Source organism: Pantoea sp. F_5, assembly GCF_008631595.1.
GTDB classification, from domain to species: Bacteria; Pseudomonadota; Gammaproteobacteria; order Enterobacterales; family Enterobacteriaceae; genus Pantoea; species Pantoea gossypiicola.
Genome location: NZ_VWUO01000002.1, coordinates 137737 through 152051, shown reverse-complemented (window position 1 = coordinate 152051; position 14315 = coordinate 137737). Strand labels below are relative to the sequence as shown.

General features: G+C 55.8%; 12 protein-coding genes. 2 read left to right on the top strand and 10 right to left on the bottom strand.

The annotated features are described in order from the left end of the window. Window positions 1-15: 15 nt before the first annotated feature. Genes F3I44_RS03215 through yceD form a run of 4 tightly spaced genes read right to left on the bottom strand, consistent with a single transcriptional unit; the run spans window position 16 to window position 2742 of the window. Complete coding sequence (locus F3I44_RS03215; RefSeq protein ID WP_150009725.1) at window positions 16-969, bottom strand: beta-ketoacyl-ACP synthase III; 954 nt, start codon at window positions 967-969, stop codon at window positions 16-18. After that, window positions 970-2010 carry a phosphate acyltransferase PlsX gene (gene plsX, locus F3I44_RS03210; RefSeq protein WP_150009727.1) on the bottom strand — a complete coding sequence of 347 codons (1041 nt, stop codon included), beginning with the start codon at window positions 2008-2010 and terminating at the stop codon, window positions 970-972. It lies immediately after the preceding gene. 25 nt (window positions 2011-2035) lie between these two features. Next, window positions 2036-2206 carry a 50S ribosomal protein L32 gene (rpmF, locus tag F3I44_RS03205; protein ID WP_003849870.1) on the bottom strand — a complete coding sequence of 57 codons (171 nt, stop codon included), beginning with the start codon at window positions 2204-2206 and terminating at the stop codon, window positions 2036-2038. A gap of 14 nt (window positions 2207-2220) precedes the next feature. After that, the gene (gene yceD / locus F3I44_RS03200; protein WP_008925931.1) at window positions 2221-2742 is read right to left on the bottom strand and encodes a 23S rRNA accumulation protein YceD; all 522 of its coding nucleotides are present in this window, start codon (window positions 2740-2742) and stop codon (window positions 2221-2223) included. A gap of 140 nt (window positions 2743-2882) precedes the next feature. Between yceD and F3I44_RS03195 the strand changes: the two genes are divergently transcribed. After that, window positions 2883-3470 (top strand): nucleoside triphosphate pyrophosphatase, encoded by a 588-nt coding sequence (locus F3I44_RS03195; protein WP_150009729.1) that lies wholly within the window; start codon window positions 2883-2885, stop codon window positions 3468-3470. 13 nt (window positions 3471-3483) lie between these two features. Here the strand turns inward: F3I44_RS03195 and rluC are convergent, their stop codons facing one another. Further along, the gene (gene rluC / locus F3I44_RS03190) at window positions 3484-4440 is read right to left on the bottom strand and encodes a 23S rRNA pseudouridine(955/2504/2580) synthase RluC (protein WP_150009731.1); all 957 of its coding nucleotides are present in this window, start codon (window positions 4438-4440) and stop codon (window positions 3484-3486) included. Between the two features lie 572 nt (window positions 4441-5012). Between rluC and rne the strand changes: the two genes are divergently transcribed. Then, entirely contained in the window at window positions 5013-8432 is a 3420-nt protein-coding gene (rne, locus tag F3I44_RS03185; protein ID WP_150009733.1) for a ribonuclease E, read from the top strand. 336 nt (window positions 8433-8768) lie between these two features. On the opposite strand, the gene flgL is transcribed toward rne, so the two are convergent. The 5 genes from flgL to F3I44_RS03160 form a co-directional block, all read right to left on the bottom strand. Then, entirely contained in the window at window positions 8769-9734 is a 966-nt protein-coding gene (flgL, locus tag F3I44_RS03180; RefSeq protein ID WP_150009735.1) for a flagellar hook-associated protein FlgL, read from the bottom strand. A gap of 14 nt (window positions 9735-9748) precedes the next feature. Then, window positions 9749-11398: a flagellar hook-associated protein FlgK gene (gene flgK / locus F3I44_RS03175; RefSeq protein ID WP_150009737.1), complete on the bottom strand. Its 1650-nt coding sequence runs from the start codon at window positions 11396-11398 to the stop codon at window positions 9749-9751. A 123-nt stretch (window positions 11399-11521) separates the two neighbouring features. Beyond that, entirely contained in the window at window positions 11522-12484 is a 963-nt protein-coding gene (gene flgJ / locus F3I44_RS03170) for a flagellar assembly peptidoglycan hydrolase FlgJ (RefSeq protein ID WP_150009739.1), read from the bottom strand. Further along, window positions 12484-13593: a flagellar basal body P-ring protein FlgI gene (locus tag F3I44_RS03165; RefSeq protein ID WP_150009741.1), complete on the bottom strand. Its 1110-nt coding sequence runs from the start codon at window positions 13591-13593 to the stop codon at window positions 12484-12486. Before F3I44_RS03165 ends, flgJ begins: the two co-directional genes overlap by 1 nt. 9 nt (window positions 13594-13602) lie before the next feature. Next, a complete protein-coding gene (locus F3I44_RS03160) occupies window positions 13603-14313 on the bottom strand; it encodes a flagellar basal body L-ring protein FlgH (RefSeq protein ID WP_033732242.1) in 711 nt (236 codons plus the stop codon). Window positions 14314-14315: the final 2 nt, after the last annotated feature.

Genomic DNA, 14315 nt, shown 5'->3' with positions numbered 1-14315 from the left:
TTCTGTTCCTGTCAATCAAAAGCGAACCAGCGCAGAACCCCAGGTGAATCCACCACCAAAGGCTTCCAGCAGAATAAGGTGTCCGGGTTTGATGCGGCCATCACGAACCGCTTCATCCAGTGCGCTGGGCACCGATGCAGCAGAGGTATTGCCATGGCGATCCAGTGTGACGACCACTTTATCCATGGTCATACCGAGTTTTTTCGCGGTAGCGCTGATAATGCGCAGGTTCGCCTGATGCGGCACCAGCCAGTCCAGCATTTCACGATCGAGATTATTGGCCTGCAGCGTTTCATCAACGATGTGGGCCAGTTCGGTGACGGCGACCTTGAAGACTTCGTTACCTGCCATAGTGACATAGGCTGGCTGATCCTGATGGGCACGATCCTGATAAGGCAGCGTCAGAAGCTGCGCATAGCGACCATCAGCATGAAGGTGAGTAGAGATAATCCCCTGCTCTTCGCTCTGGCCCAGGACGACCGCACCCGCGCCATCACCAAACAGGATGATGGTGCCGCGATCTTCCGGATCCAGCGCGCGTGCCAGGACATCAGCACCGATGACCAGAGCATGCTTAACCGCGCCATTTTTGATGTATTGATCGGCTACGCTCAGTGCATAGGTGAAACCTGCACAGGCGGCAGCAAGGTCAAACGCCGCACAATCTTTGATTTCCAGCATTTGCTGGATCATGCAGGCGGAGCTGGGGAAAGCATGGCTGGACGACGTTGTGGCGACAATAATCAGCCCAACATCGTTCGCGTTAATACCTGCCATTTCAAGCGCGCGTTGCGCCGCGCTGAATCCCATGGTGGCGACGGTTTCGTCAGGCGCAGCAATGCGACGCTCACGGATGCCGGTACGGGTAACAATCCACTCGTCCGACGTCTCCACCATTTTTTCCAGATCGGCATTGGTGCGAACCTGGCTGGGCAGATAACTGCCCGTACCGATAATTTTGGTATACATCTAGGCTTTGTCACTCCTGGCTAATACAGCATCAAGGCGCGCAGCAATTCGCTCGGGAATTTGCTGCCTCACCGCCTGCTCTGCCTGTTCTATCGCCACGGCGAAGGCGTGTTGATTTGCTGCACCGTGACTCTTGATCACTGTTCCGCGCAATCCTAACAGACAAGCGCCATTGTACTGGTCAGGGTTGAGTTGCCCGAAGCGCTTCGCCAGACGTTTCTGAATCCAACGCCCCAGCAACTGAAGCCACCATGACCGTTTTTTACCTTCCCCTGATGACTTCAGCAGAGAAAGAAACATTCTTACCACGCCTTCCATCGTCTTCAGCGTGACATTTCCGACAAAACCGTCACAGACCATTACATCCGTTTTACCGGTAAGCAGCTCGTTACCTTCGAGGTAACCAATATAGTTGATGTGCGGTGATTCTCGCAGCATTACTGCGGCGTCGCGGATGGTTTCCAGCCCTTTAGTCTCTTCATGACCAATATTGAGCAACGCGACGCGGGGCCGTGGAATACCAAGCACATGCTCAGCCATCACCGACCCCATCACAGCAAACTGCACCAGCATCGCACTGTCTGAGCCTACATTCGCACCCAGATCCAGCACCACGGTTTTACCCTGTTGCTGATGCGGTAAAACGGACATCAGCGCCGGACGCTTAATCCCATCCAGCGGTTTTAATAAGAGTGTCGACAGCCCCATCAGCGCACCGGTATTGCCGGCGCTGATGCAGGCTTGTGCACGTCCCTCTTTAACCATCTCCAGTGCCACGCGCATTGAACTGCCGCGACTGTTCCGGATGGCCTGAGCGGGCCGCGCATCACTTGCAATAACCGATTCGGCAGGGATAACCTGCAAACGCCCCATCAGGGAGGAATCCGCTTTGGCAAGCAATGGCGTGAGAGTGTCGGGATGTCCGACCAGAAGAAGGAATAGTTCCGAATGAGAGGCCAGTGCCTGCAATGCTGCAGGCACTGTCACGCAGGGACCGAAGTCCCCGCCCATGGCATCAATCGCCAGGGTCAAACGTGTCAAGGTATCGCCTTGCTAAGCAAGAAACTTACTTAACGATAACCTTGCGACCGCGGTAGTAACCGTCCGCAGTGATGTGGTGACGCAGATGAGTTTCGCCAGAAACTTTATCTACTGACAGAGCAGCAGTGGTCAGCGCATCGTGTGAGCGACGCATACCACGCTTAGAACGGGTGGGTTTATTCTGTTGTACGGCCATGGACCTTACTCCTATTACTTACGCTTTAAACTGGCTAATACGGCAAATGGATTTGGTTTCTCCGCCTCTGCAGGCAGTTTGCCAAAGACCATGTCCGCCTCGGACACTTCACAGTGTTCAGAATCGTGCACCGGAACGACCGGCAGCGCGAGAATCAGTTCATCCTCGACAACCGCCAGCAGATCGATCTCACCAAACTCGTTGACATCGACCGGCTCGTACGCTTCCGGTAATGCCTCGGCCTGCTCTTCAGAAGAGACAGGGCTGAAGCAGTAACTCACTTTTACGTGATGGGGAAAGGTCTGGTTGCAGCGCTGACAACGTAACGTCACCTGTACTTCAGCAGTACCCGTCAGTACCGCCAGACGTTGGTTATCAACCGCAAACGACATGGCACAATCCACATCACTGTCCACACTAACGACCGACTCGGCCACACGCTCCACCTGAACAGATGTGTAGACACCCTGATAATCAAGGCGCTTCTGAGCGGTGCGGACAGGGTCCAGCGTCAGGGGTAATTTTACCTTTTGCATAGGGCGCGCATATTAACTTTGTAATGTCATAGAGTCAAAGAAAAAGGCCGTTAAACAGCATCTTTCAACCACTATTCGCATCCAGTGCGGCGCACAGTTTAAAATGACTGTCACCAATTCGCTATTACTATTGAAAAAAAATGACGCCATCAATTCTTTTAGCTTCAACCTCGCCCTTTCGGCAGGCATTACTGCGCAAACTGGGCCTGCCTTTTATTACCGCTGCGCCTGAGGTGGATGAGTCACCGCAGCCCGGTGAAAATGCCGAAGCGCTGGTCACCCGTCTCGCCGTAGCGAAAGCGCAGGCACTGGCAAAAGCCTGGCCTGACCACTGGATAATCGGCTCCGATCAGGTCTGCGTGGTGGATGGCGCGATCGCCGGTAAGCCTCACACGGCAGAGAATGCGCGGGCGCAACTGCGTGCCGCCAGCGGCCAGGCGATTACTTTTTATACCGGGCTGGCTCTTTTTCATCCGGCCAGTGGCAGGCTGCTGCAGTGTTGCGAACCCTTCGTGGTGCATTTCCGCACCTTAACCGACGCTGAAATTGCCGGGTATGTGGAAAAGGAGCAGCCGCTGCAATGTGCAGGCAGCTTTAAAAGTGAAGGTCTGGGAATTTGTCTGTTTGATCGGCTGGAGGGGCGCGATCCTAATACGCTGATAGGGCTGCCGCTGATTGCGCTCAACGGAATGTTGCAGCAGGCCGGCATCAATCCTTTAACGGAGTGATGCCGAAGAACGATTACGCTTTCAGCTGACGCAGCTTATTCAGGCACTGCTTCAGGCCATCATCCAGCGGCGCTTCGACACGCATGACTTCGCCAGTGCCGGGATGGGTAAAGGTCAATGCCGCCGCGTGCAGGAACAGGCGTTTCAGACCAGTTGACGCCAGCTGACTGTCAAAGTCACGTTCGCCATAGCGATCGTCGAAGGCGATAGGATGCCCGGCGTGCAGCGTATGTACACGAATCTGGTGGGTGCGTCCGGTGACCGGACTTGCTTTCACCAGCGTGGCAAACTCAAACCGCTCTTCCACTTTAAAGCGGGTTTCAGAGGCTTTACCTTCGCTGCTGACGCGCACCACACGCTCACCGCTCTGGAGAATATTTTTCAGCAGCGGTGCCTGAACGACCTTAAGATGCGACGGCCAGTTGCCGCGCACCAGCGCCAGATAATCCTTCTGCATCCCTTTTTCACGCAGTTGCTCATGCAGTGAGCGCAGCGCCGAGCGCTTTTTCGCCACCAGCAGAATACCGGAGGTGTCACGGTCCAGGCGATGCACCAGTTCCAGGAAGCGTGCTTCGGGACGCAGTGCGCGCAGGCCTTCGATGACGCCGAAGGTCAACCCGCTGCCTCCGTGAACGGCGGTGCCGGAAGGCTTGTTCATCACCAGCAGCGCCTCATCTTCATACAGAATGGCGTCAGCCAGCGAGGCCACTTTTGCCAGTTTCGGTGACACGGCCTCGTCATCGCGTTCGGCGACCCGCACCGGTGGAATGCGAACCTCATCGCCCTCCTCCAGCTTATATTCGGGCTTGACGCGCTTTTTATTTACCCGCACCTCGCCTTTGCGAACGATGCGATAAACCATGCTTTTTGGCACACCCTTGAGCTGGGTGCGCAAAAAGTTATCAATGCGTTGTCCGGCATTTTCAGCCGTGATGGCGACAAATTGTACGCCCGGATTCTCTGTTTTCATGGCGGCGATTCTAAATAGTGTCCCCTGATAGCGCCACCCCTTTTTCTGTGCTTAACTCTGGGATTGATGTGGCGGCGGGTCGCCTCCCTGCTGACTTTTTCAGCAAACCGCTGCTTTGTCCGACACATTAATAAGTTAAATGTAAAGAAACTTCACAAGCTGGCTAAAGTCGCCTTGCTATATGAAGGTTAGCAGTGGAATAATGCTTGAGTTTCTTACCTGAAGCATTTCAGGGCAGAAAAAGAGCGAAATTGTCATTTTGCCGGATTGAGCAGACACGCAGCAATGGCGTAAGACGTAATGCGAAATCAGGCACTTAGCGGGCTGCGGGTTGCGGCCTGGACAACAGTATGGGATGCACGAGTTTTTTAATTGTCTCAGGCATTTCCACTATCTGGTGCTGTTTTCCCTTATGAAAAACAGGCCACCGACGTTATTTGCGCCCCTCGCGCGGTCGACAGCCGTGAGGTTGACGACATTGCACTAAGTCACGGGGCCATCGGTTGATACTCGTCCAGGGTAACTATGCCCGCAGCTGTAATCACTCATGAAAGAATAACGAGTAAGTCACGATGAAAAGAATGTTAATAAACGCAACTCAGCAGGAAGAGTTGCGCGTTGCCCTGGTTGACGGTCAGCGTCTGTACGACCTGGATATCGAAAGCCCCGGACACGAACAGAAAAAAGCCAACATCTACAAAGGTAAAATCACTCGCATTGAACCCAGCCTTGAAGCTGCGTTTGTCGATTACGGCGCAGAGCGTCACGGTTTCCTCCCGTTAAAAGAAATTTCCCGCGAATATTTCCCCTCCAGCTATAACGCACATGGTCGTCCGAATATTAAAGACGTGCTGCGTGAAGGCCAGGAAGTCATTGTTCAGATCGATAAAGAAGAACGCGGCAATAAAGGCGCTGCGCTGACCACCTTTATCTCTCTGGCAGGCAGCTACCTGGTACTGATGCCGAATAACCCACGTGCAGGCGGTATCTCTCGCCGCATCGAAGGTGACGATCGTACCGAGCTGAAAGAAGCGCTGTCGGCGCTGGATCTGCCGGAAGGCATGGGCCTGATCGTGCGCACTGCCGGCGTCGGTAAATCTGCCGAGTCGCTGCAGTGGGACTTAAGCTTCCGTCTCAAGCACTGGGAAGCGATTAAGAAAGCCGCTGAAAACCGCCCTGCACCGTTCCTGATCCATCAGGAAAGCAACGTAATTGTGCGTGCCTTCCGCGACTATCTGCGTCAGGACATCGGTGAAATCCTTATCGATAACCCGAAAGTACTGGAACTGGCGCGTCAGCATATCGCGGCGCTGGGCCGTCCGGACTTCAGCAGCAAAATTAAGCTCTACACCGGTGAAATTCCGCTGTTCAGCCACTATCAGATCGAATCGCAAATCGAATCCGCCTTCCAGCGTGAAGTCCGCCTGCCTTCCGGTGGATCGATTGTGATCGACAGTACCGAAGCACTGACCGCTATCGATATCAACTCAGCACGTGCCACGCGCGGCGGTGACATTGAAGAGACAGCGTTCAACACCAACCTTGAAGCGGCCGATGAGATTGCGCGTCAGCTGCGCCTGCGTGACCTGGGCGGCCTGATCGTTATCGATTACATCGATATGACGCCGGTACGCCATCAGCGCGCAGTAGAGAACCGTCTGCGTGAAGCTGTCCGTCAGGACCGCGCCCGTATTCAGATCAGCCATATTTCACGTTTCGGCCTGCTGGAGATGTCCCGTCAGCGTCTGAGTCCGTCATTAGGTGAATCCAGTCATCACGTCTGCCCACGCTGTAGCGGCACCGGCACCATTCGCGATAACGAGTCGCTGGCCCTGTCGATTCTGCGTCTGATTGAAGAAGAAGCGCTGAAAGACAACACCAAAGAAGTTCACGCCATTGTTCCGGTTCAGGTGGCCTCTTACCTGCTGAATGAGAAGCGTGAAGCGGTCAACGCGATTGAAAAACGCCAGGGTGGCGTGCGGGCAATCATCGTTCCTGATGACAAGATGCAGACCCCACACTACTCCGTGCTGCGCGTGCGCAAAGGCGAAGAGACGCAGACCCTGAGTTATCACCTGCCGAAGCTGCATGAAGCCGAAATGGCGATGCCGTCGGATGAGGAGCACTCTGAGCGTCGTCGTCCTGAGCAGCCCGCTCTGGCTGCCTTTGTGATGCCTGATGCGCCTCCTGCGCCGGTAGAAGTTGAGCCTGATGTGAAGCGCGCTGAAGCTCAGCCAGCAGCAAAAACAGCCCCGGCTGTTGCTGCACCAGCGACCGTCAGCACCGGTTTCTTCGGGCGTCTGCTTGGCGGCCTGAAAAAAATGTTCGCTGGCGAAGAAACGCCTGCTGCTGCGCCAGTGAGCACTGAGGTTGCTGAACCGCAGAAAGCGACTGAAGAGCAGGAAAGCAACACTGGCCGTGGCGAGCGCCGCAGCAACAATAACAACCGTCGTAACAACAATCGCCGTGAGCGTACGCCACGTAACGGTGACAATGCACAGTCCCGTGAAGGCCGTGAACCACGCGAAAGTCGCGAGCCGCGTGAAAGCCGCGAGCCACGTGAAAGCCGCGAGCCGCGCGAGGGTAACGATAACCGTCGCAACAAGCGTCAGTCTCAGACGAGTGAAGTGCGCGAAGAGCGTCCGGCACTGAGCGCAGAAGCGCGTCAGCAGCGTGATGAGCAGCAGCAACAGCGCCGTGAACAGCGTGCTGAACGTCAGCGTCGTCGTCAGGAAGAGAAACGTGCCGGTGAAGAAGCGGCCAAAGCGGCTGAGCAGCCAGCCGTCGTTGCTGAAGCTCTGGATGTCACTGAGGCGCAGGATGATGAACGCGTTCAGGTTATGCCGCGTCGTAAGCCACGTCAGCTGAACCAGAAGGTGCGCGTTGATGATAACCGTCAGCCTCTGCCAGCCGAAGCCAGCGATATCGCTCAGCCTGCTGAAGTGCGTAAGTCACAGCCAGCAGACGTTGCTCAGACACAGCCTGAGTTCCAGGCTTCGCAGAGTGACGAGCAGGATGACAACGACAGCCGTGATAACGCCAATATGCCGCGTCGTTCACGTCGTTCCCCACGTCATCTGCGCGTCAGCGGACAGCGTCGTCGTCGTTACCGCGATGAGCGTTATCCGACGCAGTCAGCGATGCCTCTGGCCGCTGCCGCTGCTTCACCTGAAATGGCATCCGGCAAAGTCTGGATTCGCTATCCGGTGAGCCAGGCCAGCGAAGAGCAGGTTCAGAATGTAACGCACGAGACGCCAGCTTATAACAGCGAAGAGACCGCAGACGCGACCCATGCGTTGCCGGTTGCTGCCGCCGTTGAATCGGTTGCTCAGGATGCGCCAGTGCAACAGGCCGAGCCGCAGGCAGAAACGCCAGTGGCGATCGTCAACACTGACGATACCCGTGCTATCGACACTCCGGTTGACGAGCAACCGTCTGTTGTTCCGGCTGCTGATGAAGCCAAAGCGGAAGCTGTAGCGGCTGAAGCCGTGCCTGCTGAGCCCGTAGCTGAAACGCCCGTGTCACAGCCTGCTGAGCCGGTCACCGAAACGGCAGTGGTAACGCCAGCTGCTGAGGTTTCACAGCCTGCCAGCGTTGCTGAGCAGTCAGCTACTGATGTCAGCGAAGAGATCGCAGCAGAGGTGGAAGAAGTGCTGAACGCGCCGGTTGCTGCTCACGCTGAAACCGCACCAGTCAGTGAACCTCATGCGCCGGTTGCCGCTCGCGATATCTCGCCTGTAGCACCGGTAACGGCGGTGACGGCGGTCGAACCAGTAGCATTAGCGCCTGCTGCTGAAGCGGTGCCGAATGACGGTACGCGCTGGAAGCATTATGCTTCTGCACCGATGACCAAAGCGCCTGCGCCGGTCTGGCAGTCAGAGCCTGCTCCGCACAGTGACTGGGTACGGGCACCGTATGAGTTCGATGGTCGCGGTTCTGCGGGGGGTCATAGCGCCACCCATCACGCTACTGCCCCGGCGACAAAGCCGTAACGCATAAGCGGTTATAAACTGAACCCCGGCCAGAAAGCCGGGGTTTTTTATGGCGTCGATTCAGTCACCATACAGACGAAGAATTAATACTGCCCTGTTTACGCCGTCAGCCATCAGTAAAGATGGGGTCAGTTACCTTGTGCAGAAAAACATCAGGCATGCAGGGGTGCGGGATAGCGTGAAATGAGGGAACAGGAAAGCTATGCAGACAGGCTTGATGACAACTCGTCCCGCCACTGGCTGAATCACAGGCAAAAAAATCCCACCCTTCTTTAGCAGGAGAGTGGGAAAACGTAAGCGCATCCGGTTAAAGTACGCTCAAAATTTCAGGTCAGACTACGAATTCATCTGGAACAATGACATTTTGGACATATCAGTGAAGGTCTTATAAGAGGCCTGAAGTGCTGTCTGCTGCATGGTGTAGCTGGAAGCCGCTTCCGTTAAATCCACGTTAACCAGGTCACTCATCTGCGAGCTGTAAATCACTTTACGGTCGTCGCCCTGCGCATTCAGCGTATCAATTTCACCAAGCTGAGTACCAATCTCAGAAACCACGGTTGAGACATTATTCAGCGCGTTGCCCAGCCCGCGGTTGGTTTTATCCATTGCATCCTGGAATGTCTGCTTAGTCGCGGCATCCGCATCATCCTGGGGGACTTTGAGTGCTGCAATGGCGCTATCCAGCATCTTAAACAGATTGGTTTCGCTGGCGCTGCCATCCGGCTCTACAGTGGCATTGCTGGTGATTGACATGAAGATGCTGTCACCGGTATGCGCCACGGTCATGGTACGACTGGTATCAACCTTCTGGGTGATCGCATCGGTGCCGCCTGCGTAACTGACGCCCGTGCCCGCCGTATCAACAAAAGGCGCGCTGTCGGTTTTATAGCCGGCAAAAATATAGCGGCCATTGGCATCTTTGCTGTTGGCCAGATTCAGCAGCTGGGCGCGAACACCCTCCAGCTGGGTAGCAATCGAACCACGATCGTCGTCGCTCAGCGTACCCGTTGAACCATTGACGATCAGCGCCTGCGCCGCAATGATGCCATTGGTTACGCCCTTCAGCGTATTGTCCTCCAGTGACAGGCCCTGTTCAGCAAAGGTGCGCGCCAGCGCATACTGTTCACCCTGCTGCTGAGTCTGAGTCAACACCACAGCACGTGACGCCGCGATCGGGTCATCAGAGGGATTCGTTACACGACGACCGCTGGAGAGCTGCTCACCCACTTTCAGCCAGGAGGCTTGCGAGTCAGTAATGCCGCGCACCTGCTGTTCAAAAATCATATTTGTACTGATTCGCATGTTATCTCCTGCCCTTAGCGAATATTGATCAATGCGTTAAACACGGTGCTGGCAGTCTGGAGCACCTGCGCATTGGCCATGTAATATTGCTGATACTTGGTCAGATTGGCGTACTCCTCATCAAGGTTTACACCAGAGACCGACTGCTGGCGTTCGGTCAGCTGACTGACCACACTTTTCTGCGTCGTACTGGTCGTTTCCAGCGAGCTGGTTTTGTTACCCACGGTGCTGACGATAGCTGCATAGGCCTGTGACAGCGTGGCATTACCGCCGACCAGCTTCACATCCTGCAGATTCAGCAGTTTCTGCGCATTGCGGTTATCACTTTCACCGCCAACCGCGCTGGCAGCAGCCACCTGAGATTCACTGGTGATTGCCACGGACATGTCGTTAATCACATTCTGGACCGGCTTCACCAGGAAGCTGTCTTTGGCGGCAGGTGCAGGTAAGGCACCCACAGTCAGTTTCAGGCCATCAAAACTCAGCGTGGTGTTGCCACTGGCATCGGTACTCTGGGTGATGGCGGCTGCGGTGCTGTCTGACGCACGCGTTGCGGTCCAGTTACTGCCGTCATAACTCACGGTGTAGTTAGTGGCTTTCAGTGCGCTGGTGTCGGTCCATTCAGCGGTTACGGAAGCGGCGGTACTGTTTTTACTATTGCTCACCACGGCTGGACTGCCGATATTAAAGAAATCGACGCCCTGGTCGCCGTTGCTGTCAAAGCCCTGCTTATGAACGTCGTTGAAGCTGGTGGTAAACGCCGCTGCTAACTGACCCAGCTGGTTCTGCGCCAGATCGAGATCCTGGGTGCGGAACGCCAGCAGACCGCCCAGCGAGCCGGTGGTGATCAGCTTTTCCGGGATCTCAACGTTGCCCGCCTGCTTGTCGACATAGCCAATCGTGGTGCGCGTCGGATCGCTGCTGGCGTTCATCGCCACCAGATCGTGAGATTTGTTGCCGTTCACCAGCGTCAGGCCGTTGGCCATAGATACCGTGTAATTGCCATCCTGCTGCGATACCGTCACGCCAACGACTTTATTGAGGTCATTGACCAACTGATCACGCTTATCAAGCAGATCGTTAGGCGCAGCACCGTTGCCATTAGTCAGCTTGCCAATCTGCTGGTTAAGATCGGCAATCTGGCTGGTGAGGGTGTTGACCTGTTTAACACTGGAACTGACATCAGAATTGACGCTGTTCTGCATATTGTTCAGGTATTGCGCGGAGGTCTGGAACTGGTTCACCAGACCCTGCGCATTGCTGAGCATCGACTGACGCGCTGACGGATCGTTGGCGTTGCTCACGACGTTCTGCAGGTTGGTAAAGAAGCCCTGCAGCGAGGTCGACAGGCTGGTCGTCGCGGTCGACAGCAGATCGTCAATGTTAGAAATCTGCGTATGCTGAGTATCGACTGCACTGTAGCTCGCGCTGGCACCCCGCAGTTGTGTAGCAATAAATGAATCATATTCACGTTGTACACCGGTGATGTTCACGCCGTTACCATAATAGCTATTGCCCTGAAGGGTACTGTTCGCCTGCGCCAGTACCGTGGTCTGACGTGAATAGCCCGCCACGGTATAGTTAGAAATGTTGTTACTGGTGGTGCTCAGAGCGGCCTGCGCGGCACTCAATCCACTCATCGCGGAGTTAATTATGCTGGACATCTCGGTTCCTTACGTTCCCCGTCAACCGGGCTGGCAGACATCAAAGTGGGCGCCAGCTGGCGAAAACGCTTCTGGCTATAGGGATGTTATCGGCTTGCTTAAGTGAAACTTGAGGCGAAATAATCAGAACAGGTCGCCAATATCCTGGCTGTACGCTTTGACGACTTTGTCGCCCATGCTTTTGAATTGCTGAATCATTCCCACCAGCTTTTGCGCATATTTTGGATCGGTGGCATAGCCCGCCGCCTGTAACGCCTGCGCGCCCTGCTCTGCGCTTGAGGCGTTGGTCACCGCCGCATAGCGAGGGTTTTTGGTCAGCAGTTTGACGTAATCAGTCAGCGCCTCGAAATAGGAGTTGTAGACCCTGAAGCTGGCCCGGACTTTCTTCGCTGCACCCTGCTCATATTCGGTGGTCATGATATCGGTGGTGTCACCTTTCCAGTCACCGCTGGCTTTAATCCCGAACACGTTATAACTCGGCTTGCCGTCGCGGGTCAGGATCTGTCGCTGGCCCCAGCCCGACTCCAGCGCAGCCTGCGCCAGAATCAGGTGATGCGGAATACCACTCTGCTGACTGGCCGCCTGCGCCGGCTGCGTCAGCTGGGCGATAAACTCACGGCTGTCGCTTGGCAGCCCCGTCGGTGACGCGACCGGCGGCAGACGTGGCATCGCCTTGCGCACCATCTGCTCCAGCTGCTGGGCGGGCAGTGGTGTGGCCCCGCTGGTGCTGAGAATAAAGCTGTTATCCAGCTTCATCGGCACCGTACCGGCTTTTTCATCCGGCGCGGTGGCGGGCTGCATCTGTTTGACGATGGTTTCCGCCAGCCCGAGGCCACGCTTGCCCATCTCCTGTGCAATCTGCTGGTCATACATAGAGGTAAAGAGTTTGGTCTGCTCGTTGCCCATAATGCCGTCCTGCGGCAACGCATCACGCATACTCTTCAGCATCATCTGTACAAACATCCCTTCGACCTGACGTGCAACCTGCAACGCATGTCCTTTCGGATCGTTGCTCGCCTGGCGTTTAAGATCATTCAGGGAGCGGCTGTCGAAAGCCGGACTCGTGACAGATTGCATATCAGCCATCAGATAATTTCCAGTTTGGCACGCAGACAGCCGGCACTCTGCATCGACTGCAGAATCGACATCAGTTCGATAGGTGATGCACCCAGCGCATTCAGCGCACGCACTACGTTGTTCAGATTGGCGCTGGCATTGACGCGCTGCAGCGCACCGCCGGTCTGGCGCAGATCGATCTGAGTCTGCGTGGTCGCCACGGTCTGACCACCGGCCAGCGGGGTATCAGGCTGACTGACGTTCTGCTGCTGGTTAACCGTCACAGAGAGGTTGCCCTGCGCCACCGCACACTGATTCAGCGTCACTTCACGGTTCATCACCACCGAGCCGGTACGGGAGTTGATGATTACTTTGGCATCTTCAACCGGAATCGAGACGTTAATGTTCTGGATATCGGCCAGCAGACGCACCTGCGCGCCATTATTCGGTGAGACGCGGATCTGCACGGTGCGGGCATCCAGCGGCTGCGCTGCGCCATAGCCGCCACGGGCGTTAATTGCATCAGCAATCCGCTGCGCCATGGAGAAGTCTTCGTTGTTCAGTTGCAGGTTAATGGTGTTCTGCGAGCCAAAGTTGCTCTGCAGTTCACGTTCAACCGTTGCACCGCCAGTGATGCGGCCACCGTTCAGCTGGTTGACCTGAACACTACTGCCGCCCGCAGAGGCACCTGCACCACCGACCAGGATGTTGCCCTGAGCCAGCGCATAGACCTGGTTATCGACCCCTTTCAGCGGCGTCATTAACAGCGTGCCGCCACGCAGGCTTTTGGCGTTACCCAGCGATGAGACCACCACATCCAGGTTTTGTCCCTGACGGGCAAACGACGGCAGCTTAGCGGTGACCATAACAGCTGCCACGTTTTTCAACTGCATGTTGGTGCCCGCAGGAACGGTAATGCCAAGCTGTGAGAGCATGTTGCTGACTGTCTGGGTAGTAAATGGCGTCTGCGTGGTCTGGTCACCCGTGCCATCCAGACCCACCACCAGGCCATAGCCCAGCAGCTGGTTATCACGTACGCCCTGTACCGTGGTTAAATCACGAATCAAATCGGCTTTGGCCAGCAGGCTGACGCCCAGCAGCAGCGCCAGCCCGGCGCGAAACAGCGTTAACTTTTTCATTGAAACCTCTTACATCGGCGAGATGTTCAGGAAGAAACGCTGGAACCAGCCCATGGTCTGCGCCTCATTGATGTAACCATTTCCGACGTACTCAATACGTGCATCGGCGACAGCGGTAGATAACACGGCGTTACTGGCGCTGATGGTGCGTGGGTTGACCACGCCCGAGAAGCGAATGAACTCCGTGCCCTGATTAATGGCGATCTGTTTTTCACCGACCACATGCAGGTTGCCGTTTGACAACACCTGATCCACGGTGACGGTAATGGTGCCGGTAAAGGTGTTATTGGCGGATGCGCCGCCTTTACCTGCGAAGTCGTTTTTGCCTTCGGCGCTGAGATTGGCTTTTTCGCCACCTGCACCCACCAGGCCTGCCAGACCCGTCGGCACGCCGCTCACACCAAAGCTGTTGCTGCCGTCGCGGCTGGCACTGGCTGAGGAGCTTTTGCTGGCGCTGACGTTTTCCTGCAGCGTGATGGTCAGGGTATCGCCGATATTGCGTGGACGGCGATCTTCAAACAGCGGCTGATAGCCGTAGTTAAGTGGCGCGACGCCCTGGAATATAGAGCCGTTTACCACCGGTGGCGCGGACGGCATCGGCTGCGCCGTGGTTGCGCCTTCGACCAGCGGAGTACGCGGGACCAGGGCACATCCGTTAAGAGTTAGCAGCAACGAGGCGACTAACCAATGTCCAGGCTTGAGAATCTGTTGCTTCGCCACGG

What these genes read in the sequence shown, in the direction of transcription:
- F3I44_RS03215 (WP_150009725.1), bottom strand. Translation starts at nt 969, where the DNA reads ATGTATACCAAAATTATCGGTACGGGCAGTTATCTGCCCAGCCAGGTT.
- rpmF (WP_003849870.1), bottom strand. Translation starts at nt 2,206, where the DNA reads ATGGCCGTACAACAGAATAAACCCACCCGTTCTAAGCGTGGTATGCGT.
- yceD (WP_008925931.1), bottom strand. Translation starts at nt 2,742, where the DNA reads ATGCAAAAGGTAAAATTACCCCTGACGCTGGACCCTGTCCGCACCGCT.
- F3I44_RS03195 (WP_150009729.1), top strand. Translation starts at nt 2,883, where the DNA reads ATGACGCCATCAATTCTTTTAGCTTCAACCTCGCCCTTTCGGCAGGCA.
- rluC (WP_150009731.1), bottom strand. Translation starts at nt 4,440, where the DNA reads ATGAAAACAGAGAATCCGGGCGTACAATTTGTCGCCATCACGGCTGAA.
- rne (WP_150009733.1), top strand. Translation starts at nt 5,013, where the DNA reads ATGAAAAGAATGTTAATAAACGCAACTCAGCAGGAAGAGTTGCGCGTT.
- flgL (WP_150009735.1), bottom strand. Translation starts at nt 9,734, where the DNA reads ATGCGAATCAGTACAAATATGATTTTTGAACAGCAGGTGCGCGGCATT.
- flgK (WP_150009737.1), bottom strand. Translation starts at nt 11,398, where the DNA reads ATGTCCAGCATAATTAACTCCGCGATGAGTGGATTGAGTGCCGCGCAG.
- flgJ (WP_150009739.1), bottom strand. Translation starts at nt 12,484, where the DNA reads ATGGCTGATATGCAATCTGTCACGAGTCCGGCTTTCGACAGCCGCTCC.
- F3I44_RS03165 (WP_150009741.1), bottom strand. Translation starts at nt 13,593, where the DNA reads ATGAAAAAGTTAACGCTGTTTCGCGCCGGGCTGGCGCTGCTGCTGGGC.